Raw genomic sequence first — 25,810 nt, 5'->3', positions numbered from 1 at the left:
ATTAACCAACACCGGAAAAACACGGCCGTTCGTTATTTCAGAACTAACACAGTGGACGCGAGCAACTGAGGACAAGCCCTCGACCTATTAGTACCAGTCAGCTCCACCCGTTACCGGGCTTCCACATCTGGCCTATCAACCCAGTCGTCTACTGGGAGCCTTAACCCTTCAAGAGGGTGGGAATACTCATCTCGAAGCAGGCTTCCCGCTTAGATGCTTTCAGCGGTTATCCTTTCCGAACGTAGCCAACCAGCCATGCCCTTGGCAGAACAACTGGCACACCAGAGGTTCGTCCGTCCCGGTCCTCTCGTACTAGGGACAGCCCTTCTCAATATTCCTACGCGCACAGCGGATAGGGACCGAACTGTCTCACGACGTTCTAAACCCAGCTCGCGTACCGCTTTAATGGGCGAACAGCCCAACCCTTGGGACCGACTCCAGCCCCAGGATGCGACGAGCCGACATCGAGGTGCCAAACCATCCCGTCGATATGGACTCTTGGGGAAGATCAGCCTGTTATCCCCGGGGTACCTTTTATCCGTTGAGCGACAGCGCTTCCACAAGCCACTGCCGGATCACTAGTCCCGACTTTCGTCCCTGCTCGACCCGTCGGTCTCACAGTCAAGCTCCCTTGTGCACTTACACTCAACACCTGATTGCCAACCAGGCTGAGGGAACCTTTGGGCGCCTCCGTTACTCTTTAGGAGGCAACCGCCCCAGTTAAACTACCCATCAGACACTGTCCCTGATCCGGATCACGGACCCAGGTTAGACATCCAGCACGACCAGAGTGGTATTTCAACGACGACTCCACAACCACTGGCGTGGCCGCTTCAAAGTCTCCCACCTATCCTACACAAGCCGAACCGAACACCAATATCAAACTGTAGTAAAGGTCCCGGGGTCTTTCCGTCCTGCTGCGCGAAACGAGCATCTTTACTCGTAGTGCAATTTCACCGGGCCTATGGTTGAGACAGTCGAGAAGTCGTTACGCCATTCGTGCAGGTCGGAACTTACCCGACAAGGAATTTCGCTACCTTAGGATGGTTATAGTTACCACCGCCGTTTACTGGCGCTTAAGTTCTCAGCTTCGCCGACCCGAAAGTCAGCTAACCGGTCCCCTTAACGTTCCAGCACCGGGCAGGCGTCAGTCCGTATACATCGCCTTACGGCTTCGCACGGACCTGTGTTTTTAGTAAACAGTCGCTTCTCGCTGGTCTCTGCGGCCACCCCCAGCTCATGGAGTAAATCCACTCACCAGTGATGGCCCCCCTTCTCCCGAAGTTACGGGGGCATTTTGCCGAGTTCCTTAACCATAGTTCACCCGAACGCCTCGGTATTCTCTACCTGACCACCTGAGTCGGTTTAGGGTACGGGCCGCCATGAAACTCGCTAGAGGCTTTTCTCGACAGCATAGGATCATCCACTTCACCACAATCGGCTCGGCATCAGGTCTCAGACTATATGCACGACGGATTTGCCTACCGTGCGTCCTACACCCTTACCCCGGGACAACCACCGCCCGGGCTGGACTACCTTCCTGCGTCACCCCATCGCTTACCTACTACAAGTCTGGTTCATCGGCTCCACCACTACCCTCAACTCCGAAGAGATCGGGCCGGCTTCACGGACTTAGCATCGCCTGATTCAGTATTGGGCGTTTCAAAGCGGGTACCGGAATATCAACCGGTTGTCCATCGACTACGCCTGTCGGCCTCGCCTTAGGTCCCGACTTACCCTGGGCAGATCAGCTTGACCCAGGAACCCTTAGTCAATCGGCGCACACGTTTCTCACGTGTGTATCGCTACTCATGCCTGCATTCTCACTCGTGAACCGTCCACAACTCGCTTCCGCGGCTGCTTCACCCGGCACACGACGCTCCCCTACCCATCCACACAGGCGTTGGCCCTTCATGTGTGAATGACACGACTTCGGCGGTACGCTTGAGCCCCGCTACATTGTCGGCGCGGAATCACTTGACCAGTGAGCTATTACGCACTCTTTCAAGGGTGGCTGCTTCTAAGCCAACCTCCTGGTTGTCTCTGCGACTCCACATCCTTTCCCACTTAGCGTACGCTTAGGGGCCTTAGTCGATGCTCTGGGCTGTTTCCCTCTCGACCATGGAGCTTATCCCCCACAGTCTCACTGCCGTGCTCTCACTTACCGGCATTCGGAGTTTGGCTAAGGTCAGTAACCCGGTAGGGCCCATCGCCTATCCAGTGCTCTACCTCCGGCAAGAAACACACGACGCTGCACCTAAATGCATTTCGGGGAGAACCAGCTATCACGGAGTTTGATTGGCCTTTCACCCCTAACCACAGGTCATCCCCCAGGTTTTCAACCCTGGTGGGTTCGGTCCTCCACGAAGTCTTACCTCCGCTTCAACCTGCCCATGGCTAGATCACTCCGCTTCGGGTCTTGAGCGTGCTACTGAAACGCCCTATTCGGACTCGCTTTCGCTACGGCTTCCCCACACGGGTTAACCTCGCAACACACCGCAAACTCGCAGGCTCATTCTTCAAAAGGCACGCAGTCACGACTGCATGTGCAAGCACACACAGCGACGCTCCCACGGCTTGTAGGCACACGGTTTCAGGTACTATTTCACTCCGCTCCCGCGGTACTTTTCACCATTCCCTCACGGTACTATCCGCTATCGGTCACCAGGGAATATTTAGGCTTAGCGGGTGGTCCCGCCAGATTCACACGGGATTTCTCGGGCCCCGTGCTACTTGGGTGTCTCTCAAACGAGCCGTCAATGTTTCAGCTACGGGGGTCTTACCCTCTACGCCGGACCTTTCGCATGTCCTTCGCCTACATCAACGGTTTCTGACTCGTCTCACGGCCGGCAGACCGCAAAAGAGAGATCCCACAACCCCGCATGCGCAACCCCTGCCGGGTATCACACGCATACGGTTTGGCCTCATCCGGTTTCGCTCGCCACTACTCCCGGAATCACGGTTGTTTTCTCTTCCTGAGGGTACTGAGATGTTTCACTTCCCCTCGTTCCCTCCACACTGCCTATGTGTTCAGCAGCGGGTGACAGCCCATGACGACTGCCGGGTTTCCCCATTCGGACACCCCCGGATCAAAGCTCGGTTGACAGCTCCCCGGGGCCTATCGTGGCCTCCCACGTCCTTCATCGGTTCCTGGTGCCAAGGCATCCACCGTGCGCCCTTAAAAACTTGGCCACAGATGCTCGCGTCCACTGTGCAGTTCTCAAACAACGACCAGCCACCCATCACCCCGCTCCGAAGAACAGGTTCACTGGGGCCGGCAACTGAAGGCGACCATGACGGCCGTACCCTCAGATACCCAACAACGTGCCCGACCCGACCTGCCGTCCCCCACGTTCCACGCCGAAGCAGTACTAGTGAAAAACAACCTGTCGTGCCGAATAGTCAACGTTCCACCCATGAGCAACCACCGTCGAACATTTGCCGACGAAATGGCCTCTGGACTCCTTGCGGAATCTAGATGCTCCTTAGAAAGGAGGTGATCCAGCCGCACCTTCCGGTACGGCTACCTTGTTACGACTTCGTCCCAATCGCCAGTCCCACCTTCGACAGCTCCCTCCCACAAGGGGTTGGGCCACCGGCTTCGGGTGTTACCGACTTTCGTGACGTGACGGGCGGTGTGTACAAGGCCCGGGAACGTATTCACCGCAGCAATGCTGATCTGCGATTACTAGCAACTCCGACTTCATGGGGTCGAGTTGCAGACCCCAATCCGAACTGAGACCGGCTTTTTGAGATTCGCTCCGCCTCACGGCATCGCAGCTCATTGTACCGGCCATTGTAGCACGTGTGCAGCCCAAGACATAAGGGGCATGATGACTTGACGTCGTCCCCACCTTCCTCCGAGTTGACCCCGGCAGTCTCCTGTGAGTCCCCATCACCCCGAAGGGCATGCTGGCAACACAGAACAAGGGTTGCGCTCGTTGCGGGACTTAACCCAACATCTCACGACACGAGCTGACGACAGCCATGCACCACCTGTACACCGACCACAAGGGGGGCACCATCTCTGATGCTTTCCGGTGTATGTCAAGCCTTGGTAAGGTTCTTCGCGTTGCGTCGAATTAAGCCACATGCTCCGCTGCTTGTGCGGGCCCCCGTCAATTCCTTTGAGTTTTAGCCTTGCGGCCGTACTCCCCAGGCGGGGAACTTAATGCGTTAGCTGCGGCACCGACGACGTGGAATGTCGCCAACACCTAGTTCCCAACGTTTACGGCGTGGACTACCAGGGTATCTAATCCTGTTCGCTCCCCACGCTTTCGCTCCTCAGCGTCAGTAATGGCCCAGAGATCCGCCTTCGCCACCGGTGTTCCTCCTGATATCTGCGCATTTCACCGCTACACCAGGAATTCCGATCTCCCCTACCACACTCTAGCCTGCCCGTATCGACTGCAGACCCGGGGTTAAGCCCCGGGCTTTCACAACCGACGCAACAAGCCGCCTACGAGCTCTTTACGCCCAATAATTCCGGACAACGCTTGCGCCCTACGTATTACCGCGGCTGCTGGCACGTAGTTAGCCGGCGCTTCTTCTGCAGGTACCGTCACTCTCGCTTCTTCCCTGCTGAAAGAGGTTTACAACCCGAAGGCCGTCATCCCTCACGCGGCGTCGCTGCATCAGGCTTTCGCCCATTGTGCAATATTCCCCACTGCTGCCTCCCGTAGGAGTCTGGGCCGTGTCTCAGTCCCAGTGTGGCCGGTCGCCCTCTCAGGCCGGCTACCCGTCGTCGCCTTGGTAGGCCATCACCCCACCAACAAGCTGATAGGCCGCGGGCTCATCCTTCACCGCCGGAGCTTTCAACCCCGTCCCATGCGGGACAGAGTGTTATCCGGTATTAGACCCCGTTTCCAGGGCTTGTCCCAGAGTGAAGGGCAGATTGCCCACGTGTTACTCACCCGTTCGCCACTAATCCACCCCGAAGGGCTTCATCGTTCGACTTGCATGTGTTAAGCACGCCGCCAGCGTTCGTCCTGAGCCAGGATCAAACTCTCCGTGAATGTTTTCCCGTGATCGGGACAACACAACACGAGAGCGGAACGACCGGACGGAATAAGACCGGTCGTTCACAGCGTCCTCGCTGTGTAAATTGCCCACCGGGTCAGTGACCCCGCGGGACTTTCAAAGGAACCTCCAACCTGCCGAAGCAGGCCGGGGTATCAACATATCTGGCGTTGACTTTTGGCACGCTGTTGAGTTCTCAAGGAACGGACGCTTCCTTTGTACTCACCCTCTCGGGCTTTCCTCCGGGCTTTTCCCTTCGGTCTTGCGTTTCCGACTCTATCAGACTCTTTCGTGTCCGATTCCCGGCCGAAGCGGGTTGCGCTTTCCAGTTCTTCGCTTTCGCGCTTCCCTTTCCGGCGAGTCCGACTCTATCAGTCCTTTTCGCTTTCCCTGACCAGTCCCTGCAGGCATGCAGGTGCCGTGTCCGGGTTAGAGTCAGGGCTTAAAAGTAGCCGCCGACCCCCGACTCAAAGTCGCGTTGGGGTCAGGCAGGAGTACGAGAGTACAGCCCTCCGGGAGTCGAGGCAAATCGTTTCCGGTGCGCCTCTAAGGCCGTGAACCGCCATGACTCGGGCAGAACCGGGACTTCTTATGACTTACGCTGCTGAACAGCACGCCGTCGCCCGCAGGCTGTGACGGCGCCAATCAAGCTCCACCCCTGGGAGGCTCCCTATGACCACTGTGACGTCCCCTCTTGCCGGACGTGCCATCGGGCTCGCTGCGGTACCGGACCCTGTCTTCTCCGGCGCGATGGTGGGTCCCGGAACCGCCATCGATCCCGTGCGCGAACCGTCCGAGGCCGTGTCGCCGGTCGACGGCATCATCGTCTCCCTGCACCCGCACGCGTTCGTCGTGGTGGACCAGCACGGGCACGGAGTGCTCACGCACCTCGGCATCGACACCGTTCAACTCAATGGCGAGGGTTTCGAGCTGCTCGTGAACAAGGGGGACACGGTCACGCGCGGTCAGGGCATCGTGCGCTGGGACCCCGCGGGCGTCGAGGCGGCCGGCAAGTCGCCCGTGTGCCCGGTCGTGGCGCTGGAAGCCACCGCCGAATCCCTCTCCGACGTCCGCGAGGACGGCGACGTGAAGGTCGGCGACACCTTGTTCGGTTGGCAGTGACGAGCTCGGCACGATGACAGCCGACTGGATATCCACCGCGGAGGCTCGGACCGCCGCACGACCGGAGACGGGTGAAATGGAGACAACGCTGCGAGGCGTCGGTGTGAGCCATGGAGTGGCGATCGGCGAGGTGCGTCATATGGGTACGGCGGTACTCGAACCGCCGGCCAAGCAGATTGCTCCCGAGGAGGCCGAGCGCGAACAAGGGCGCGCTCGGCAGGCCGTGGAGGCCGTGGGTGCCGATCTGATCGCGCGCGGCAATCTGGCCGGTGGCGAGGCTCAGCACGTGCTCGAGGCCCAGGCCATGATGGCGCAGGACCCCGAGCTGATAGCGGACGTGGAACGGCGCATCGCCGTCGGCAGCACCGCCGAGCGCGGCGTCTACGACGCGTTCGCCTCCTACCGGGCGCTGCTCGCCAACGCCGGGGAGTACCTGGCGGGGCGCGTTGCCGACCTCGATGACGTGCGCAACCGGATCGTGGCCCGGCTGCTCGGTGTGCCGATGCCCGGTGTGCCGGACAGCGACGAGCCCTATGTGCTGATCGCGCGGGACCTGGCGCCCGCGGACACGGCGCTGCTCGACCCGGCTCTGGTGCTCGGCTTCGTGACCGAGGAGGGCGGCCCGACCAGCCACAGTGCGATTCTCGCCCGAGCACTCGGGGTGCCCGCCGTGGTGGCGCTCCCCGGTGCCGGGGAACTCGCCGAGGGCACGGTCGTCGCCGTGGACGGCAGCACCGGTGAGATCTTCGTCGAGCCGAGCGCCGAGAAGCGTGCGGAGATGGAGAGTGCCGCTGCGGCGCGCAAGGCCGCGTTGTCGGCCTCGTCCGGGCCGGGTACGACCTCCGACGGTCACAAGGTCCCGCTGCTGGCCAACGTCGGCGGGCCCGGCGATGTACCGGCGGCGGTCGAGGCCGGCGCGGAGGGCGTGGGGCTGTTCCGTACCGAGTTCCTGTTCCTGGACGACAGCACGCAGGCGCCGTCCGAGGAGAAGCAGGTCGCGGCGTACCGGGCGGTGCTGGAGGCGTTCCCCGAGGGGCGTGTCGTCGTACGGGTGCTGGATGCCGGGGCCGACAAGCCATTGGACTTCCTGACTCCGGCCGACGAGCCGAACCCGGCGCTGGGTGTGCGCGGACTGCGGAGTCTGCTGGATCACCCGGACGTGCTGCGTACCCAGCTGACCGCGCTGTCGAAGGCGGCCCAGGGGCTGCCTGTCCACCTTGAGGTCATGGCGCCGATGGTGGCGGACCGTGCGGATGCGAAGGCCTTCGCCGACGCCTGCCGTGAGGCCGGTCTGCAGGCGAAGTTCGGTGCGATGGTGGAGATTCCGTCCGCCGCGCTGCGGGCGCGTTCGATCCTGCGGGAGGTGGAGTTCCTCTCGCTGGGCACCAATGACCTGGCGCAGTACACCTTCGCCGCCGACCGTCAGGTCGGAGCGGTCTCGCGGTTGCAGGATCCGTGGCAGCCCGCGCTGCTCGATCTGGTGGCGCTGTCGGCGGAGGCGGCCGCGGCCGAGGGCAAGAGCTGTGGTGTCTGTGGTGAAGCCGCCTCCGATCCGCTGCTGGCCTGTGTCCTGACGGGGCTGGGTGTGACGTCGCTGTCGATGGGTGCCGCGTCCATTCCTTATGTCCGCGCCACGCTGGCGAAGTACACGCTCGCGCAGTGCGAGCGCGCCGCTTCCGCCGCTCGTGCGGCGGACTCCGCCGAGGAGGCCCGGGTCGCGGCTCAGATGGTGCTGTCGGGCGAGTAGGTCGCGCGGCGTTCTGTGGTGAAGGGGCTCCCCGCCGATGAGGACGGGGAGCCCCTTCGGCCTGTCAGTGGTGCGATTCCGGTTCGTCCGCGCCGAGGTCGAAGCCGGCGCAGTACTCCACGTGCGACTCCGGGGCCACCGGTTCGCCGGTGTCGGCGTCGGTGCAGTAGGCGCTGAAGACCTCACCGGCGCTGAGCGGGAGCAGATTGCCGCGGGTCAGCCGCCAGCCGTGCACCCGGTCCTGGGCGCCGGAGCTGCTCGTACGGAGCACGACTCCCCCGGACCTTTCCAGGGCGATGGCCACGGCGAGCACCGTGACGAACTCTGCCCCTTCCCCGGATTCGAGTCGGGCGGGCCCCGTGGTGTCGCGCTCGGTGTGCAGGACGGCGAGCAGGTGCTCGTTGTCGGTGGGAGTGCTGCAGACCAGGTGGTGGCTGCCGGGGCCTGCCGTCTCCAGGATGCGGAGCAGGAGGTGCGAGGCCCGGTCGAAGGCGGCGTGGCCGATGTCCTGGCCGCACTCCGCGCATTCGCCGACGCCGGCCAGGAGCATCGTGGCGTACTCCCAGGTGGCCCGGCGGACGGCCCGGCTGACCAGGAGCGGGATCAGGGTGTCGATGGGTTGTCCGGTGTACGCGACGGTGGCGCCGGCCGATGCGACTTCGGCGGTGAAGCGGCTGCGGCTGGCCGGGTCGTCGGGGACGAGCCCCGATTCTGCGCAGAACTCCGCGTACTCCTCGGGGTCGAAGAGAGCGACCGTGGCGTGCATGCCCCGTGCGGAGAGGGTCTTCAGCAGGCCTTCGACCTGCTGGAGATAGACGGTGTGGTCGTCGAAGGCGAAGGTGCGGTAGCGCCGCATCGCCGCGAAGTCCTGCTCGTCGGCCAGGAGACCGATGGTGCTGGGTGCTTCGCGGCGCAGCGTGCGTCGCATGGATGCGCCGGACCGGCTGTACCCGGCCGTCCTGCCGTACTTACCGTTCCCGCTGTTGTCCTTGATGTGCGCCATGACTCCCCCAGTGCGCTGTCGAACATTGCTCACTCAGAGTAATCAGAGGCACTGACAACGCGGACGGTCAGTGACGCTTGCGGGCGAGGTCCTCGTAGAAGTGGAGGAGTTCGAGGTTGTCGATCGAGCCGGGATTGACCGCCTTGGCCAGGGCCGTGCCCTGCAGGAGACGTTTGACCGGGACCTCGATGCGCTTGCCGGTGAGGGTGTGCGGGATGCCGGGGACTTCGATCACCTCGTCCGGGACATGACGCGGGGAGAGGTTCTCCCGGATGGTCCGCTTGATGCTGTCGCGCAGTTCGTCGTCGAGCCGGGCTCCTTCGGCGAGGTGGACGAAGAGCGGCATCCAGTAGCCGCCGTCGGGCTCTTCGAGGCCGATGACGAGGGATTCGCGGATTTCGGGGAGCCGCTCGACGGCCTCGTAGATGTCGGCGGAACCCATTCGTACGCCCTGGCGGTTGAGGGTGGAGTCGGAGCGGCCGTGGATGATCACCGAGCCGTGTTCGGTGATCGTGATCCAGTCGCCGTGGCGCCAGGCGCCGGGGTACATGTCGAAGTAGCTGTCGTGGTAGCGACTGCCGTCGGGGTCGTTCCAGAAGCGGGTGGGCATGGAGGGCATGGGCGCGGTCACGACGAGTTCGCCGACCTCGCCGATGAGCGGTCTGCCCGCGGGGTCCCAGGACCGGAGGTCCGTGCCGAGGCACGCGGCCTGGAGTTCGCCGATGTGTACGGGCAGGGTGGGGACCGCGCCGGCGAAGCAGCTGCAGACGTCCGTGCCGCCGCTCACTGAAGCGATCCACAGTTCGGCGTCCACCTCGTCGTGGAGCCAGCGGAAGCCGTCGGGCGGGAGCGGGGATCCGGTGGTGGCGACGCACTGGACGCGGGAGAGATCGAAGTCGCGGCCCGGGTGGACGCCGGCCTTGCGGCAGGCCATGACGTAGGCGGCCGAGGTGCCGAAGAGGGTGGCTCCGGTCTGTTCGGCGACGCGCCACTGGGCGCTGACGTCCGGGTAGCCGGGGCTTCCGTCGTACAGCACGAGGGTGGTTCCGGTGAGGAGGCCGGAGACGAGGAAGTTCCACATCATCCAGCCGGTGGAGGTGTACCAGAAGAAGCGGTCGTCGGGGCCGAGGTCGCAGTGCAGGCCGATCTGCTTGAAGTGCTCCAGCAGGATGCCGCCCTGGGACTGGACGATCGCCTTGGGGAGCCCGGTGGTGCCGGAGGAGTAGAGGACCCACAGCGGGTGGTCGAAGGGGACCTGCTCGAAGACGGGCTCGGTGTCCGCGGATGTGAGGGCGGACCATTCGAGGGCGCCCTCGGGGGCCTCGGTGCCCAGCAGCGGGATGTGGACGACGGCGCGCAGGGTGGGCAGTTCGCGGCGCAACTCGGCGACCGTGTCGGCCCGGTGGTGTTCCTTGCCGCCGTAGCGGTAGCCGTCCACGGTGAAGAGGACGACGGGTTCGACCTGCTGGAAGCGGTCGAGGACGCTGCGGGCGCCGAAGTCCGGGGCGCAGGACGTCCAGACACCGCCCACGGCCGCGGTGGCGAGGAAAGCGACGACGGCCTGGGGGATGTTGGGGAGGTAGCCGCTGACGCGGTCGCCCGGTGCGACGCCGAGGGTGCGGAGTTCGGCGGCGAGCGAGCCGACCCGGCGGCGGAGTTCGGACCAGGAGACGGGTACCTGGGTGTGGGTCTCGTCGACGTGGAGCAGGGCGGGGGCGTCCGCGCGCAGGGGGTCCTCGGCGGTACGCAGGGCATGTTCGGCGTAGTTGAGGGTGGCGCCGGGGAACCACTGGGCGCCGGGCATGGTGCGGTCGGCGAGGACCGTCTCGTACGGGGTGGAGAACCGTACGTCGAACCAGTCGGCGACGGCCTGCCAGAAGGTGTCGAGCTCGTCCACGGACCACTGGTGCAGAGCCGCGTAGCCGCCCTCGGCCGGTGCTCCGTAGCGCTGGGACGCCCAGCTCTGGAAGCGGGTGACGGCGGCGGCCGCGATGCGGTCGGGGCCGGGCTGCCAGAGGGGGGCTTCGTTGGCTGCGGCGGTCATGGGGCGGCTCCCTGGCTGTACGGGTACGCGGGATGGGCGTGGGTCGCGCACACGTGCTGGGGTGTGCGCGTGAGGCGGCTTTTACGGACGATGCCATGTGATCGTCTTTCGCACCAGGGTTCCCCACCCATGGTCGCGTGTCCGGACATGTGGTCCGGCCACTGGTCCGGTCACGGGTGAACGGAAGTTGAACGGAGCCCGCATCCGCCCCGTCGGATGGCAGGGTGAGCCGCATGAACGGTCGTGACCTGGTGCGCTCGGTGAAGATGGTCGGTTCGGTGCGGGGGCTGCGCGCGGTGCGCTCCTCCTGGCGGCGCCGGTGTGCGGATGCGCGGGCGCTGCCGCCGCGTGGTGCGGAGCGGGCGCGGGTGCCCGGTCCCGTGGTGGGGGCGGAGCCGGAGCCGGGCGGGGGCGTGGTGCGGTTCGCCCGTTCGGAGTTGCGGGTGCGGGTGGCGGTGGGCGGTGCGGTGTTCTGGGGCTGGGACGGGGCGGAGCCGTTGCCGTCGTACGCGCTGCCCGGTGCGGCGCCGGAGCCGGATCCGCGGGCGGTGCTGGAGCCGGACAAGGACGGCGGCTGGCAGGTGGTCTCGGAGCGGCTGACCGTCGTGGTGTCGCGGCACGGGGCCGTGGAACTGCGTACTCCTGGCGGGGTGGTGCTCCGGCGCGAGCTGCCGCCGCGCTGGTGGGAGCCGGTGGCGGGTGGTGATCCCCGGTGGGTGCAGCGTTCCGCGGTGCCGGCGGACGCACGGTTCTTCGGGCTCGGGGGCCGGGCGTCGGGGCCGCGGCTGCGGGACGGTGTGTACGAGCTGTGGAACACCGACCCGGGTGGGCGTTTCGGGCCCGATGACGATCCGCTGTATCTGACGATGCCGGTGCAGCTCGTGGTCTGTGACGCGGGGACGCATCTGGTGTTCCACGACAACACCTGGGCGGGGCGGGTGACTCTGCGCGAGGGCGAGGAGGGTGCGGGCTCCGGCCATGACCGGCCGGGTATGTGCGAGGTGCGGATGGACGGAGGGCCGTTGCGCTGCTGGGTGGTGGCGGGTACGCCGGCCCGGGTGCTGCAGGGCTGGACGGCTCTCACGGGTGCCCCGGCGCTGCCGCCGTCCTGGGCGCTGGGTCCGCAGCACGCCCGGTGGGGGTTCGGGAGCGAGCGGGAGGTGCGGCGGATCGTTGCCGGCTACCGGGAGCGGGGGCTGCCCCTGTCCGTACTGCATCTGGACATCGACCACTACGACGCGCACCGGGTGTTCACCGTCGATCACGGGCGTTTTCCCGATCTGCCGGGCCTGGCGAAGCAGTTGCGGGAGGACGGCGTGCGGCTGGTGTCGATCGTCGATCCCGCGGTGAAGGCGGAGCCGGGGAACGCGGTGTTCGACGCGGGGGCGGCGATCGGGGGCGGCGGGGCGTTCGTCCGGGACGCGCGGGGGCGGGTGGTGCGCGGGGAGGTGTGGCCGGGTGAGTGCGTGTTTCCGGACTTCACCGATCCGCGGGTGCGGAAGTGGTGGGGCGGTCTGTACGAGGAGCGGCTGGCGCAGGGGTTCTCCGGTGTGTGGCACGACATGAACGAGCCCGTGTCGTTCGCGGCGTTCGGGGACCCGACGCTGCCGCGGTCGGCGCGGCACTCCCTGGAGGGCCGTGGGGGTGATCACCGCGAGGCCCACAATGTGTACGCGCTCGCGATGGCGCGTGCCGGGTACGAGGGGCTGCGCCGGCTGCGGCCCCAGGAGCGTCCGTTCCTGTTCTCGCGTTCCGGCTGGGCGGGGATGCAGCGCTACGGGGGCACCTGGTCCGGTGATGTGGCGACCGGCTGGCCGGGGCTGCGGGCCTCGTTGGCGCTGGTGCTGGGGCTGGGGCTGTGCGGGGTGCCGTACTCGGGGCCCGATGTGGGCGGGTTCGACGGGTCGCCGTCGCCGGAGCTGTATCTGCGGTGGTTCCAGCTGGGTGCGTATCTGCCGTTGTTCCGTACCCATGCGGCGATCGACGCGGGGCGGCGCGAGCCGTGGGAATTCGGGCCGCAGGTCCTTGAGCACGCGCGGGCCGCGCTGGAGGAGCGGGAGCGGCTGCACCCGTACTTCGTGACGCTGTCGCGGCTGGCCGGGCTGACCGGCGCCCCGTATGTGCGGCCGCTGTGGTGGCGTGCGCCCGGGGATCGGGCGTTGCGGGAGTGCGAGGACGCGTTCCTGCTGGGTGACGCTCTGCTGGTGGCTCCGGTGCTGGAGGGCGGCGCGGATCGCCGGGCGGTGCGGTTGCCGCGGGGACGTTGGTACGACACGGCGACCGGTGAGGTGTACGAGGGGCCGGGCCAGGTATTGCTCGATGCGCCGTTGTCGCGGGTGCCGGTACTGGCGCGGGCGGGTTCGGTGCTGCCGGTGCGGGGTGCGGACGGTGGGGTGGAGCTGGAGGTGTGGGCTCCGGCGGCGGGGCGCAGCGGGAGCGGGCTGGTGGTCCGGGACGCGGGGGACGGCTGGGAGCGGGCGGAGGTCGAGCGGTTCACGTCGCGGTGGGTGGACGGGCAGGTCCTGGTCGAACGGGAGGGTGAGGAGGGGCCGGTGGGGTACCCGGTGCGAGTGCGGGGCTTGTAGGGCGGTTCGTGGTGTGCGGCGGGGGCTCGGCGGTGGCCGATCGGTTCGTGGTGTGCGGCGGGCCGGTCAGCGGTAGCCGCCGTCGAACCAGGTGCGGACGGCGCGGGTGTGCAGGGGGAATGCGAGCGCGGTAGGTGCGCGGAGCAGTTGGAAGCCGGAGGTCTCGTCAGTGGGAACGGAGGGCGGGAGGTCGGTTGCGGGGCGTTCCGGGAGGAGGCCGAAGAGCAGCAGGTGGCCGTCCGGGGCGCTGAGGGCGTCGGCGAGGCGGACCTCCCGTTCGTCGGCTCCGATGCCGGTCTCCTCGCCGAGTTCCCGTACGACCGCGTGTTTCCAGTCCTCGTCGTGGTCGATGTAGCCACCGGGCAGGGCGAGGCCGCCGCGGTGGGGCGGGATGGCGCGGGTGATCACGACGAGGCCGGTGCCGTCCCGGTCGGTGACGGGGAGCAGGGCCACGGCGACCGGCAGCGGATTGCGATAGGCAGTGCTGCCGCAGGAGGTGCAGGTGCGCGGCCAGGTGACGGCCGCCGCATAGGGCGCTCCGCAACTGCCGCAGTGGGAGTCCTCGGCCGGCTTCTCGGGGTTGTTCTCGGGCGCAGACACGCGCGGACTGTATCCGATCGTCCGGCGGACTCCCCCGCACTGCTGGATTATGTGCTCATGACAGGTCTCGCTTCCGCTCTCCGTGTCCTGGTGGCCGCTGCCGCCACCCTGCTCGCCGTCACCGCCGCCGCCCCCGCGGCTCGGGCGAAGCCCGAGCCGAAGGCTCCCGAGGAGTTCGTCGCGCTGAGCTCGGTGGATCCGACGATCGTCCAGGAGATGCGCTACCCCACCGTCCACAACTTCATGGGCGTCCCGGTGGACGGCTACCGCACTCCGCTCTGCATCCTGACCCGGCCCGCGGCACGGGCACTGCACGACGCGCAGACCGGGCTGCTGCGCCGGGGCTACTCGTTGAAGGTGTACGACTGCTACCGGCCGCAGCGGGCGGTCGACCACTTCGTACGGTGGGCGAAGGATCTCGACGACGAGACCATGAAGGGCGAGTTCTACCCCCGGGTCGACAAGACGCGGCTGTTCGCGGACGGTTACATCGCGGAGAAGTCCGGGCACAGCCGCGGCAGCACAGTGGATCTGACGCTGGTGAAGCTGCCCGCCGCACCGACCCCGCCGTACCGGCCCGGCAGTCCGCAGGTGCCCTGTTTCGCACCCGCGGCCGAGCGGTTCCCGGACAACTCCGTGGACATGGGCACCGGATTCGACTGCTTCGACACGCTCTCCCACACCGACGATCCGCGCGTCCAGGGGGCGCAGCGCGCCAATCGGCAGTTCCTGAAGAAGACGCTCACGGAGGCCGGTTTCGTGAATCTGGCCGAGGAATGGTGGCACTACACCTTCAAGCCCGAGCTGTTCCCGGACACCTACTTCGACTTCCCGGTGGCCCGGCGGTCCGTAGCGGGGCACTGACGCCGCTGCGTGGAAGCGGCCGGCCGGGACCACCCCCGTGGGTTCCGGCCGCCCGCTTCTTCTTCTCGGACGCGGATCGGCCGTTTCCGGTTGCGGTCCGAGCCATTACGGTGCCCGTATGTCACAGCAGACGTTCGATTCCTACGAAGAGTTCTGGCCCTACTACGTGGCGATGCACTCGAAGGCCGCGACCCGCTGGGTCCATCTGACCGGCACACTGACCGGCCTCGCGGTCACCGCCTACGGTCTGGCACGGGGGCGCAAGAGGTACGCGGCCGCGTTGCCGCTGATCGGGTACGGGACCGCCTGGCCCGCGCACTTCCTGATCGAGAAGAACAATCCGGCCACTTTCGGGCATCCCGCTTGGTCGCTCCGGGGCGACGTGCAGATGATCCGGATGATGCTGGCGGGACGCGACCGGGAGCTGGCCGAGACCGCCGACAAGTGGCTCGCCGAGAACGGCCGCTGTCAGGAGACCTGCCAGGAGTCCTGACGGCCCGTCACGACGGGAGGAGACTCCTTGTCCGGTGACGCGACGACGCGCGGTCCGTACCCCGGTCGGCGCAGGTACGGACCGTGCGGCCCTACGTCGTAGCGGGCTCGCGGACGCGGTCCGCGCGGGCCACCGCGTGCTCCACTACGGCCACCAGTACGTCCCGCACGGAGCCGCGGTCGCGTGCGTCGCACATGAGCACGGGCACCTCCGGGTCGAGGTCCAGTGCCGCCTGCACCGTCTCGGTGGGGAACTCGTCGGCTCCCTCGAAGCAGTTGACGGCGACGGTGAACGGAATCTTGCGGCGTTCGAAGTAGTCGACCGCCGCGAAGCAGTCCTCCAGCCGCCGGGTGTCCGCGAGCACGACGGCCCCCAGCGAGCCCTGGGCCAGTTCGTCCCACAGGAACCAGAATCGGTCCTGCCCCGGGGTACCGAAGAGGTAGAGCACCAGGTCCTCGCGGAGGGTGATCCGGCCGAAGTCCATGGCCACGGTGGTGGTGGTCTTCGCCTCCACACCCGCCAGGTCGTCCACCGGGCGGCCCGCCTCGCTGAGTCTCTCCTCCGTACGCAGCGGCCTGATCTCACTGACCGCGCCGACCAGAGTCGTCTTGCCCACTCCGAAGCCGCCCGCCACCAGCATTTTCAGGGTAACGGGCTCCACGGGCCGCTTCTTGCGGCTAGAGCGCCCGAAGGCCATTGATCACCTCGCGAAGAATGTTCACGTCCGGCAGCTCGGCCGGCGGAACGGGACGGGTCACGTGCACCAGCTCGTCCTCGACGAGGTCGCCGACCAGCACCCGGACCACCCCGACGGGGAGATCCAGGCCGGCCGCGAGCTCCGCGATCGACTGGGGCATGCCACTGCAGAGTTCGACGATCTCCACGTGTTCCGGGGAGAGCGTCTGGTCCCGGCCGGGGTCGTCGGCCTCGGGTTCGGGGACGACGACCGCGATCAGGTCGAGCCGATGGCGGGAGGCGCTGCTGGTACGGCCCCGGGTCATCGCGTACGGACGGACCACCGGTCCCGCGTCGGCGTCGTACCAGCGCGAGGCCTGCGGGTCGGTGGGCGTTGCCGGAGATCTGGAGGACTCAGCGCTCACCGTTCACTCACCCCCCGGCGGACAGACCGGTCGTCCGGGGGGCGTTGGCCAGGTGGGCGCCGACGCGCTTGACCATCAGCGTCATCTCGTACGCCACCTGTCCGACATCCGAGTCGGCGTCGGCCAGCACCGCGAGACAGCTGCCGTCACCGGCCGCCGTGACGAACAGGAACGCCTCGTCGAGTTCGACCACGGTCTGGCGGACCCGGCCCGCGTCGAAGTGCCGCCCGACGCCCTTGGCGAGACTGTGGAACCCGGAGGCGACGGCCGCCAGGTGTTCACTGTCCTCGCGGGTCAGGTCCTTCGACGTGCCGGTGGCGAGACCGTCGCTGGAGAGCACCAGCGCCTTGTGGATGCTGGAGACGCGTTCGACGAGTTCGTCGAGGAGCCAGTTGAGCTGGCCGGAGCCCTGGCGTGCGGCGTTGGTTGCTGCGACGTTCGGTGCGGTCATCGACCGTCCCCTCCCGGAGTGGTTCCTTGTGCTGTGTCACCGGGGCCGGTCACGTCCTCGGCGTTCTGCCGGCGGCCGCGCTGCCAGCCGCGCTGGAGCGAAGCCATGCGGCTGCGCACCTCCTCCGCATCACGCTCGAAGTCCTGATCCGGTTCCGTTCGGGCCGGCTCGGCATCGCGGACGCCCGATTCCTCGCGCAGTTGCGGAGCGAGACTGGCCTGCCGGATGCGGCGGGGCAGGCCGCCCACGGTCTCCCGGGCGCTCGGGGCTCCGGGGGACGTGGACTCCTCGGGTGTGGCGGGTTCGGTGGGTTTCCGGAAGCCGGTGGGCTGCCGGGGTTCGGCGGGCGCCTCGGGACGCGTTCCGTCCACGTCGGGAGGCGTGCTGTCGGTGGAGGGCCCGCCCACGTCGGCGGGGCCCGGCGGGATGTCGTGCTCGGCGGTCGCGGGATGGGCGCGGCCCGCCTCGTCGACCCGGCGGCCGTTGTCGGTGATCAGGGTCGGCGGTTTGCGGCGGGGCAGCGGCACCGGGCCGCCGGGGCGCATCGGCCGTACGCCGGCCGTCGGCTCGGCCGCCTGATCGGTGGCCTGCTGGTGCTGTTCGCGGTCGGCGTCGCGCCGGAGGTCGCGGGCGCGGAAGATGCCGCCGCGTTCGCTCTCGGTGTCGTCGATGTCGGCGGAGCCGCCCAGCAGAGGGTCGAGCAGCGGATCGAGCACGGGGTCGCTCTCGAAGCCCAGCGGTCCGACAGGTCCTTCGAGCTCGACGGGCCCATCGAGGAGGGCCGGGTCCACCAGGCCGGTCGGCACGGGAGCGAGGCCCGGGGACCTGCCGGTGGCCCGGCGGTCCGGTGGGCCGTCCCTGCGGTCCCTGCCGCTGCCGGAGGCTTCGCCGGCCGCCCTGCCGCTGCCGATCGCCCGCTCGGCCCGGCGGTCGAGGCGGAACCCGGTGCCGTGCGTGTCCGGGGCGTCGGTGAGCAGCGCCGCCGGGATGAAGACGACGGCGGTCGTGCCACCGTACGGAGAGGTCTGCAGCGATACGCGGACGTTCTGGCGCTGGGCGAGACGGCTGACGACGAACAGGCCGAGCCGGTCGGTGTCGGAGAGTTCGAACTCGGGAGTCTCGGCGAGTCTGAGGTTGGCGTCCAGGAGGACGTCGGGCGGCATGCCGAGGCCGCGGTCGTGGATTTCGAGCGTGAATCCGTTGGCGACGCGTTCGCCGTGCACCTGGACCGCGGTGTGCGGGGGCGAGAACACGGTCGCGTTCTCCAGGAGTTCGGCGATCAGATGGGTGAGGTCGGCGACGGCGGGGCCGCCCACACCGATACGGGCGAGCCGGCGGACCTCGATCCGCTCGTAGTCCTCGACCTCGGCGACCGCCGCCCGCACCACGTCCATCAGCTGGATCGGCTTGCGCCACTGGCGGGACGGGGCCGCGCCGGAGAGGATCACCAGGCCTTCGGCATGACGTCGCATGCGGGTGGTCAGGTGGTCGAGGCGGAAGAGGTCCGCGAGTTCGTCGGTGTTCTCGGTGCGGCGCTCCATCGTGTCCAGGAGCGTCAGCTGCCGGTGCAGCAGCACCTGGTTGCGGCGGGCGAGATTGACGAAGACCTCGGACACACCGCGTCGCATGTCCGCCTGCTTGACGGCCGCCTCGACGGCCGCCCGTTGCAGGGTGTTGAGGGCCTGGCCGACCTGGCCGATCTCGTCCCGTTCGTACTGGAGGTGCGGGGCTTCCGTCTCGACGTCGACCTGTTCCCCGGCGGCGAGCCGGCGCATCACGCTGGGCAGCCGTACGCCGGAGACCTCGTGGGCGTCCTTGCGGAGCCGGGAGAGGTCCCGGATCAGCTCACGGCCGATGCGTACGGAGACGAACACCGAGGCGATCAGGGCGAGGAATCCGAGGACGCCCGCGATCCCGGCCTTGATCAGGACGTTGTAGCCGGCGGGCTTGCCGCGGTCCTGGAAACGGTTGTTCATCTCCGTGGAGTCGTTGGCCAGCCGGTCCAGGACCGGTGGGGCCGCCTCCTGCCAGCGCTCGGCGTCGACGGCGCGCGGGTCCTGGGTGGGACCGCCCTCGATGAGGGATTTCTCCGCCGTCCGCAGCGGCTCGCTGTCCGGGCTCGCCCAGTACTGCTCCACGCGCTGGCGCTCCGACGCGGGCAGCGCGTCGACGTTGATCTCGTAGAGCAGCTTGCGGTTGGCCACGAGGTCGGAGATCTGGCGCAGTTCGGAGGCGGTGAGCCGTCCGGCGATCAGCGACGAGGCGACCAGGGCGTCTTCGCGGGAGAGCATTTCGCGGGCTCGTGAAATGCCGACCAGCGCGCGGACCTGCTTGTCCATCGACACGTTCTCCATCGTGCGGAGGCCGGTCAGGAAGCGGTAGCAGGGATCTATGAGCCGTCCGTAGAACTCCATCGCCTTGGAGCGGTCGATGGTGCGCCTGTCGACCGAGTCGCGGAGCGCGCCCAGGCCCTCGACCGTGCCGAGGATCGAATTCAGCTGTGTGCCGTCCTCGGAGCTGAGCGCGTCGCGGATGTCCTCCTGGCGGGCGCTGTCCTTGACGCCGGTCAGAACACGATCGGTGGCCGCTCGTTGACGTTGCAGGAGCGGGAGGGCGTCGGAGGCCCTGGGGTCGGCGAGGAAGACAAGGGTCTGGCGGCGCTCGTCCTGAATGGCGCGGACGGTGTCCTCCAGAGGGTGACCGACCTTCTCCACGATCGTGCTCGCGCTCAACATGTGACGGGCCTCGCGCCCCGTCAGATAGGTGGCGAATCCCCAGAGCCCGGTGAGGGAGACGAGCGGCACCAGCAGCAGCGCCACGATCTTCCTGCGGATGGACTTTCCGCGAAAGCGCATGGACTCCCCCAGCTCGACCCCGCGGGGCGGGGGTCGTGTTTCGTCAACAAACGGCGCGAGCCTACTACTGACGGAGTAGCAACTCGAAGGGTTGTCCGGACGATTTTCGGCCGTGCTATCCGGTGTTGGTCACGGGTTGTCCTGGTATTCCGGGCTATGAAATTCGCGAAAGCGGCAGAAGAGACCCGCCGGGGCTTCATTCTGTTCGGTAGGGCAGTTGGCTGGAACTCTTCGCTGTTCGGCGGCTCGGGGGAATCTTCACGGCTGCCCACTCGTCTCTCTGTACGGGCCAGGGGTAACACGGGGGGAGTCAGGGCCTGTTCGCGGGATCATGGTCGGGTTCGCACCACCTGATCCGCCGGGCCGGCGCCGTGGGACGGACGCCACGGGGCGGGAAGGTCCGATCCGCCCGCGTAGAAACGGCGCATGCCGGGCAGCAACCCTGAAGTCGGACAGCGGTGGGGAGTTGAGAGTCCTTGGAAACGGAACAGCGTCGGGGCGTGGTGTCGTCGGCACCGGTCGCGACGGCGAGCTCGGCGGTGGGCAGGGCGAAGATCCCGCGCCAGCAGCTGTGGGTGGAAGAACCCGCGATACGGCGGCGGATGCCGGACCCGGTCCGCGGCTCCGCGGTGCGTGCCGTTCTCATCATGTCGCTGACGATCATTCAGGCCATGGTGGCGTTCCTCTGCACGCTGGCCGGGTCCTGGCTGGCTTTTCCGATGGTGCTGAGCAGTGTGGGCAGCACCGTGGTAGCGACCTGGTCGGTGCTGGACGTCTGGATCACCCGGCAGGTATGGAATCAGCGCAACGGCGTGGTTTCGGTGCCGAGCAGCTCGGCACGGCAGTTGCGCCGTGAGCGACGCAGAGCGCGGCGGGCGGCGCGGGCCGCGCAGCGGGACGACGCGCGGATACGCCGCCGGGGCGCGGGAGGCCTCTCACGGGCCTGAGCGCCGTCGGCCCAGCTGTGCCCGTCTCCGGCCCCGTCCCCGCGTCTGCTGCCCGCCTGCTTCCCGTCCCTGCTCGCTCCCCGATCTCGCGCCCGCTCCGGTCGCTACTCGTCGAAGGGAACCGGAACGGGGGCCTGAGCGGTGTCGGAGGGTGCCGTGGCGCGCTTGAACATGCGGGTGGCGGTGATCTCGCCGTGCACCGTCTCACCGTTCGGGTCCTGCTGCGGCAGCCCGGGGCGCAGGTGCTCCTCCACGCTGATGTACTTCAGCCCGGCACGCAGGTCCGCGTCATTGCGCAACCGGATGACCAGCGGGAATTCGGCGAGCGCCGTGGTGTCGAACAGTCCGGTCGTGTACAGCAGCTGCACGCCCAGGGCGTCCGACACCGCGCGCTGGAGCTCCAGCAGATAGGTGGCGTTGGCGCGGCCGATGGGGTTGTCCAGGAAGAGGGTGCCCGCGTGCCGGTGCTGGTGCCGGTCACGGCCCCGGTCGTTGCTGCGCAGCGCGGCCATCGTGCAGTACAGGGCGATGGCGGCGGTGAGCAGCTGGCCGCCGGAGAAGACGTCGCCCATCTGCCCGACCGGGACGCGCTCGGCGCGGAGCACCGCGTCCGGCTTGAGGATCTCCACGGCGATGCCCTTGGGCTCCAGCGCCGCCTGCACACCTCGCAGCAGCAGGGACATGCCGTCCCTGCGCAGATCGGAGTTCTTCTTCAGCGCGGCGCGGGTCGCCTCGTCGACGACCTCGCCGAGCCGCTCGGTGAGCGTCGCCTGGTCGGGTTCCTCGAAGCGGATCCGGAGGAATTCCTGACCGGACCACTCCCCCAGTCCTTCGGGGAGCCGGGAGAGGCGCTGGGCGGAGCGGAGGGTGGTGAGGGCGGATTCCACGAGGCCGCGGAGCCGGTCGACGATGGAGTCGCGGTTGCGTTCCAACTGGGCCAGCTCGTCGGTGAGTACCCGGAGTCGGGGCGCGAAGGCGGCGGCCCACTTCTCGGCGTGCTCGGGCAGCGCCGCGGCGGGCAGTTCGCGGATCTGCTGACGGGCGGGGGTGCGGACCTGTTCGTAGCGCGTGGAGTTGGCGTGCCGTACGAGGACGTCGCTCGCTTCCCGTACGGCGCTCTCGGCGGCGGACAGGTCGGCGGCGCAGCCGCGCAGTGAGCGGCGGGCCTCGGCGGCCGACTGCCGGGCCTCGTCGAGGCTGCCGGGGTACGGCTCGGGGGCCTCGGTGTCCTCGTCCGGGCCGTGGTCCCTGAGCAGGTCGCGCAGGAGGGCCGCCGTCTCATCGAAGCCGCCTGCCGAATCCTCGGCGGTGCGGTGGGCGTGCAGCAGCTCGGCGTGGGCGGCGCGGGCGGTGTCCAGGGTCGCGGTGGCGGAGGCCAGCTCGGCCGTGGCGGTACGCAGGCGGGCCTGGGCCTGGTCGGCGTCGGCGGGGACCAGCTCGTCGGGGAGTTCGGTGTGGTGGGACTCGCCGTCGACCGGGGCCAGGCGCTCGGCCTCGCCGCGGAGCCGGCCCAGCTGCTCGCTCGCCGTGGAAGCCCTGGTCTCCAGGAGCTGGACCAGGGACTCGGCACGGGCGGCGGCCGCCTGCCGGGAGGGGCCGTCCGCGCCGTCGGTGCCTTCGAGGAGCTGGGCGGCGCGGGTGCGGACCTTGTTGGTGAGCCGGTCCAGTTCGGCGAGGGCGGCGCTCTCGTCGCTCTCCGCTCGGGCCTGCTCGGCGCGCAGGTCGGCGCCGACGCCGACCTTCTCGTACAGCTGGGACGCGGCCCGGTACGCCTCACGCAGCGCGGGCAGCGCGGGGCGCGGGTTGTCGTCCCCTGGCTCCGGGAGCTGCTCGGGGGCGCCTGCGATCTCCGCTCGTTCGGCGCGCAGGGCGCGGGCGGTGCGCCGGGCGTCGTCGGCGGCGCGCTGGGCGGCCCTGCGGTCCTCGTCGGCGGCGCGGGCCCGCTCCAGGCAGACGGTGGCACGGGCTTCGGACTCGGCCGCCTCGTCGACGAGTTCGCGGAGTTTCGCCTGCCAGCCCGCTCGTTCACGGAGCCGGTACGCGAGGCCCGCGAGGGCGTCGGCGGCGCGGCGGGCTCGCTGGGCGGCCTCCTGGCGCTCGTCCCGGACGCGGGCGGTGTCCGCGGCGGCCTCGTCCGCCTCGGCACGCACCGTGCGGGCTTCGGCGAGCTCGGCCTCGGCGGTCTCCGCGGCCGTGCGGGCGGTGCGGGCGCCTTCGGCGAGTTCGGCGAGCATGCCGGGCGGGCAGTCGGTCCGCCAGGAGCCGATGCGGGCGGCGAGGGAACGGTCGGCGGTGAGGCGGGCCGCGAGGGTGCGGATGTCCTCGTCACGGGCCGAGGCCCTGCTCCTCAGGGCCTGCCGCTCCTCGTCGGCCGCGTGTTCGTCGTGCATCGCCGGGTTCGGCGGGACGAGGAAGACCCCTTCCGTGCTCGCCGCCGAGCCCGTGCCGGCGGCCGGGACGGGGGCGAGCAGCGCGGCGGCGGTACCGACGGCGACCGCGGAGCGCGGCAGCAGCGCGGCGCCGCTCAGGACGTCGCGGGCGCGGGCGTGCGAGTCGGGGTCGGTGATGACCACGCCGTCGACGAGTTCGGGACGGGCGGCGAGGACGGCCGCGTGGTCGGCGGGGTCGACCGCCTGGGCGAGGTAGCGCCAGCCCGGCAGGGCGGGGATGCCGTGTTCGCCGAGGTACTCGACGGTGGCGAGGACGTCGGGTCCGGGCGGCAGCAGTCCGCCGTCGCCGAGTGCGCCGAGGATGCGGGAGTCGTCGGCGGCCGCGGTGCGCAGTTCGAAGAGGCGGCGTTCGGCGGAGGCGATGGACCGGTCGAGCAGCTCCCGCAGTTCGTCGGCGCTGCGGTCGAGCTCCTGGGCGGTGAGCGGCTGTTCGTGGGCGGTGGCGTGTTCGGCCGTGGCGGTGTGGGTGCCCTGCGCCGCCTGGGTGGACCGGCCCGCCTCGACCGGCCGGCCGGTCGCCTCCGCGGCGCCGGGCCGTCGGTCGGTGGGGGCCGGGCCGGTGTCGGTGCCGTCCGCACTGTGCGGGGCGTCCGGGTCCGCGTCCGTTCCGGCCGCGCCCCGGCGGGGCCGGGGCACGCCGGTGCCGTGGGAGGCGGGCAGACCCAGCAGGTCGGCCAGCCGGTGGTCGGCGGCGATCGACTCGGCGGCCCTGAGCTCGGCCTCGTAGGACTGTTCCGCGGCCTGTGCGGCATCGGCGGCGCGGGCCGCCGCCAGCTCGGCGCGGCTTTCGGTGGCCGCGGCGTCCCTGGCCACGTCGGCGGCCGAGCGGGCGGCCTCCCTGGCGGTGTCCCACGCGGCGACGGCGGACGTCTCGGCGTCACTGGCGGCGAGGGCGGCGCGCGCCGGGTCGGCGTCCGGTGCGGTGTCGTCGAGCCAGCCTGCCCGTACCGCCTGTGCCGTCTCCTGCTCGACCTCGGCGAGGCGCTGGCGCAGATGTCCGGCCTCGCTGCGGGCGCGCTGGGCCTCGGTGGCGGCGGTGGTGGCGTCCCGGTGGGCGGCCTCGCCCGCGCTCTGGAGGGTGTCGGAGCGCTCCTCCTCCTCGTTGGCGAGGGTCTCGCCGGCCTCGGCGGCGGTGTGCAGCGCCCGGACGAGATCGGCGGCGGCCTCGGCGCGGGCGGCGAGCGCGGGCGCGGCGTCCCGCTCGGCCTCGCGGATGGCGACGGCCACCCGTGCGGAGCGGTCGGCGGCGGCGCGGTGGCGCAGCACCGCCTCGGCGGCCTGCCAGGCGGAGTGCAGGGTGCGGGCGTCGCCCAGTTCGCGGCGTTGGGCGGCGGCGCTCTTCTCGGCCGCGGTCAGGGCCAGGGAGGCGTGCCGGTAGGCCAGTTCGGCGCCGATCAGGGCGCTGCGGCTGCGCGCCTGTTCGGCCGTGGTGACGGTGTGCGCGGCGCCCGTCACCTGCTGGGCCAGCTCGGCGGTCCGGCCGCGTTCCTGCCCGGCGCGGGCGGAGAGCCTGCGGGCGAGCGTGCGGGTGCGGCGCTCGGCGCCCGCGTGGACGTCCCGGGCACGGGAACGGGTGCCGGCGGCCTCCACGATCCGGCTGAGGAGGTCGACCGAGCCCGCGGTGAAGTCGCGCTCGGCGGTCAGTTCGGCGCGGCGGCCCAGCTTGTTCCCGAAGCCGCTCACCAGGTCGGCGAGGCCGTCGGTGTCCCGGGTGTCGGTGACGGCGCGGAGCAGCAGGTCGGTGAAGTCGGAGTCCTTCTTGACCGCGAAGAGCCCCGCCGCCTCGCCCTCGTCGGCGTTCATCTCGCGCTGGTAGCGGAAGAGTTCGGGGTCGAGTCCGAGGTCTCCGAGGTGCTCGTTCCAGCGGTCGTGGATCTCTTCCCAGTGCACATCGAGGTGCTGGTAGAACTTGCCCGCCTCGGTGAGGGCGTCGCGGAATCCCTTCATCGTGCGCCGTCTGCCCTGCGCGCCGGAAACGCCTTCGACGGGCCTGCGCACGGAGGTTGCCTCGGCGACCGGCAGGGAGTCCAGGCTGAGGCCGGGTCCGGGCCGGAAGGAGTACCAGGCCTCGGCGAACTTCCGCGGGTCGTTGGAGACCTGCCGGCCACGCCATTCGCTGACCTTGCCGACGACCACGCACTCGCCGGTGAGGGTGTGCTGCCACTCCAGGGCGACGTGCCCGCAGTCGTCGGCGAGCAGGAACTTACGCAGCACGCCCGAGCTGGCGCCGCCGAGGGTGTTGCGGTGGCCGGGCAGCATCACCGAGAAGATCAGCTTCAACAGCACCGACTTGCCGCCGCCGTTCTCCAGGAAGAGCACACCGGCGGGGGCCGGGCGGCGCGGCGGACCGACCGGCTCCTCCTCGAAGAACTCCGCCTGGGCCGGTGCGGGGTCGGGCACGGGCTCGCCCACTCCGCGCAGGTCGAGCACGGTGTCGGCGTAGCGTGCGCCGGCAGGTCCGATGGAGTAGAGGCGGACCCGGGACAGCTCGTACATGGCGGCGGACTCTCGTCGTTCAGGCAGCGGGAAG

Annotated in this window: 14 protein-coding genes and 2 rRNA genes; 6 read left to right on the top strand and 10 right to left on the bottom strand. The window is 68.9% G+C overall.

From position 1 onward, the window contains the following. Nucleotides 1-67: 67 nt before the first annotated feature. Together OG611_RS21035 and OG611_RS21030 are read right to left on the bottom strand one after the other, a co-directional pair. Nucleotides 68-3,192: ribosomal RNA gene (locus OG611_RS21035) — 23S ribosomal RNA — on the bottom strand. A 297-nt stretch (nucleotides 3,193-3,489) separates the two neighbouring features. Further along, nucleotides 3,490-5,015: ribosomal RNA gene (locus OG611_RS21030) — 16S ribosomal RNA — on the bottom strand. The 16S and 23S rRNA genes sit together here, the layout of an rRNA operon. 676 nt (nucleotides 5,016-5,691) lie before the next feature. On the opposite strand from OG611_RS21030, the gene OG611_RS21025 reads away from it, so the two are divergent. Together OG611_RS21025 and ptsP are read left to right on the top strand one after the other, a co-directional pair. Beyond that, a complete protein-coding gene (locus tag OG611_RS21025; protein ID WP_266422389.1) occupies nucleotides 5,692-6,141 on the top strand; it encodes a PTS glucose transporter subunit IIA in 450 nt (149 codons plus the stop codon). A 76-nt stretch (nucleotides 6,142-6,217) separates the two neighbouring features. Continuing rightward, a complete protein-coding gene (ptsP, locus tag OG611_RS21020; RefSeq protein ID WP_266422387.1) occupies nucleotides 6,218-7,888 on the top strand; it encodes a phosphoenolpyruvate--protein phosphotransferase in 1,671 nt (556 codons plus the stop codon). A 64-nt stretch (nucleotides 7,889-7,952) separates the two neighbouring features. Here ptsP and OG611_RS21015 read toward each other — a convergent pair whose 3' ends face one another. Together OG611_RS21015 and OG611_RS21010 are read right to left on the bottom strand one after the other, a co-directional pair. Next, complete coding sequence (locus OG611_RS21015; protein ID WP_266426071.1) at nucleotides 7,953-8,816, bottom strand: hypothetical protein; 864 nt, start codon at nucleotides 8,814-8,816, stop codon at nucleotides 7,953-7,955. Between the two features lie 142 nt (nucleotides 8,817-8,958). Further along, nucleotides 8,959-10,935, bottom strand: a complete 1,977-nt coding sequence (locus OG611_RS21010; RefSeq protein ID WP_266422385.1) for an acetoacetate--CoA ligase — start codon at nucleotides 10,933-10,935, stop codon at nucleotides 8,959-8,961. Between the two features lie 233 nt (nucleotides 10,936-11,168). On the opposite strand from OG611_RS21010, the gene OG611_RS21005 reads away from it, so the two are divergent. Continuing rightward, nucleotides 11,169-13,520 carry a TIM-barrel domain-containing protein gene (locus OG611_RS21005; RefSeq protein ID WP_266422383.1) on the top strand — a complete coding sequence of 784 codons (2,352 nt, stop codon included), beginning with the start codon at nucleotides 11,169-11,171 and terminating at the stop codon, nucleotides 13,518-13,520. 66 nt (nucleotides 13,521-13,586) lie between these two features. On the opposite strand, the gene OG611_RS21000 is transcribed toward OG611_RS21005, so the two are convergent. Continuing rightward, the gene (locus tag OG611_RS21000) at nucleotides 13,587-14,120 is read right to left on the bottom strand and encodes an NUDIX domain-containing protein (RefSeq protein ID WP_266422381.1); all 534 of its coding nucleotides are present in this window, start codon (nucleotides 14,118-14,120) and stop codon (nucleotides 13,587-13,589) included. Nucleotides 14,121-14,177: 57 nt separating this feature from the next. On the opposite strand from OG611_RS21000, the gene OG611_RS20995 reads away from it, so the two are divergent. Both OG611_RS20995 and OG611_RS20990 read left to right on the top strand, forming a co-directional pair. Further along, the gene (locus OG611_RS20995; RefSeq protein WP_266422379.1) at nucleotides 14,178-14,984 is read left to right on the top strand and encodes a M15 family metallopeptidase; all 807 of its coding nucleotides are present in this window, start codon (nucleotides 14,178-14,180) and stop codon (nucleotides 14,982-14,984) included. A 118-nt stretch (nucleotides 14,985-15,102) separates the two neighbouring features. Next, complete coding sequence (locus OG611_RS20990) at nucleotides 15,103-15,477, top strand: DUF962 domain-containing protein (RefSeq protein ID WP_266422376.1); 375 nt, start codon at nucleotides 15,103-15,105, stop codon at nucleotides 15,475-15,477. A gap of 91 nt (nucleotides 15,478-15,568) precedes the next feature. Here OG611_RS20990 and OG611_RS20985 read toward each other — a convergent pair whose 3' ends face one another. The 4 genes from OG611_RS20985 to OG611_RS20970 are packed head-to-tail and all read right to left on the bottom strand — an operon-like array spanning nucleotide 15,569 to nucleotide 19,883. Then, nucleotides 15,569-16,174 (bottom strand): ATP/GTP-binding protein, encoded by a 606-nt coding sequence (locus OG611_RS20985; protein WP_266422374.1) that lies wholly within the window; start codon nucleotides 16,172-16,174, stop codon nucleotides 15,569-15,571. Next, nucleotides 16,155-16,577, bottom strand: coding sequence for a DUF742 domain-containing protein (locus OG611_RS20980; protein ID WP_266422372.1), 423 nt, complete (start codon nucleotides 16,575-16,577; stop codon nucleotides 16,155-16,157). Before OG611_RS20980 ends, OG611_RS20985 begins: the two co-directional genes overlap by 20 nt. A gap of 7 nt (nucleotides 16,578-16,584) precedes the next feature. Beyond that, nucleotides 16,585-17,028, bottom strand: a complete 444-nt coding sequence (locus tag OG611_RS20975; RefSeq protein WP_266422369.1) for a roadblock/LC7 domain-containing protein — start codon at nucleotides 17,026-17,028, stop codon at nucleotides 16,585-16,587. After that, nucleotides 17,025-19,883, bottom strand: a complete 2,859-nt coding sequence (locus OG611_RS20970; protein WP_266422366.1) for a nitrate- and nitrite sensing domain-containing protein — start codon at nucleotides 19,881-19,883, stop codon at nucleotides 17,025-17,027. Before OG611_RS20970 ends, OG611_RS20975 begins: the two co-directional genes overlap by 4 nt. Before the next feature lie 500 nt (nucleotides 19,884-20,383). Here OG611_RS20970 and OG611_RS20965 point away from each other — a divergent pair, with 500 nt between their 5' ends. Further along, a complete protein-coding gene (locus tag OG611_RS20965; RefSeq protein WP_266422363.1) occupies nucleotides 20,384-20,830 on the top strand; it encodes a hypothetical protein in 447 nt (148 codons plus the stop codon). 104 nt (nucleotides 20,831-20,934) lie between these two features. Here the strand turns inward: OG611_RS20965 and OG611_RS20960 are convergent, their stop codons facing one another. Next, nucleotides 20,935-25,776 (bottom strand): hypothetical protein, encoded by a 4,842-nt coding sequence (locus tag OG611_RS20960; protein WP_266422360.1) that lies wholly within the window; start codon nucleotides 25,774-25,776, stop codon nucleotides 20,935-20,937. Nucleotides 25,777-25,810: the final 34 nt, after the last annotated feature.

It is taken from the genome of Streptomyces sp. NBC_01363 (assembly GCF_026340595.1).
Taxonomy (GTDB): domain Bacteria; phylum Actinomycetota; class Actinomycetes; order Streptomycetales; family Streptomycetaceae; genus Streptomyces.
Note: the sequence above shows the minus strand (reverse complement) of the source record. Positions and strands in the feature narration are given on the sequence as shown.

Coding starts and splice junctions, on each gene's coding strand:
- OG611_RS21025 (WP_266422389.1), top strand. CDS start 5,692: ATGACCACTGTGACGTCCCCTCTTGCCGGACGTGCCATCGGGCTCGCT.
- ptsP (WP_266422387.1), top strand. CDS start 6,218: ATGGAGACAACGCTGCGAGGCGTCGGTGTGAGCCATGGAGTGGCGATC.
- OG611_RS21015 (WP_266426071.1), bottom strand. CDS start 8,816: ATGCGACGCACGCTGCGCCGCGAAGCACCCAGCACCATCGGTCTCCTG.
- OG611_RS21010 (WP_266422385.1), bottom strand. CDS start 10,935: ATGACCGCCGCAGCCAACGAAGCCCCCCTCTGGCAGCCCGGCCCCGAC.
- OG611_RS21005 (WP_266422383.1), top strand. CDS start 11,169: ATGAACGGTCGTGACCTGGTGCGCTCGGTGAAGATGGTCGGTTCGGTG.
- OG611_RS20995 (WP_266422379.1), top strand. CDS start 14,178: ATGACAGGTCTCGCTTCCGCTCTCCGTGTCCTGGTGGCCGCTGCCGCC.
- OG611_RS20990 (WP_266422376.1), top strand. CDS start 15,103: ATGTCACAGCAGACGTTCGATTCCTACGAAGAGTTCTGGCCCTACTAC.
- OG611_RS20985 (WP_266422374.1), bottom strand. CDS start 16,174: ATGGCCTTCGGGCGCTCTAGCCGCAAGAAGCGGCCCGTGGAGCCCGTT.
- OG611_RS20975 (WP_266422369.1), bottom strand. CDS start 17,028: ATGACCGCACCGAACGTCGCAGCAACCAACGCCGCACGCCAGGGCTCC.
- OG611_RS20970 (WP_266422366.1), bottom strand. CDS start 19,883: ATGCGCTTTCGCGGAAAGTCCATCCGCAGGAAGATCGTGGCGCTGCTG.
- OG611_RS20960 (WP_266422360.1), bottom strand. CDS start 25,776: ATGTACGAGCTGTCCCGGGTCCGCCTCTACTCCATCGGACCTGCCGGC.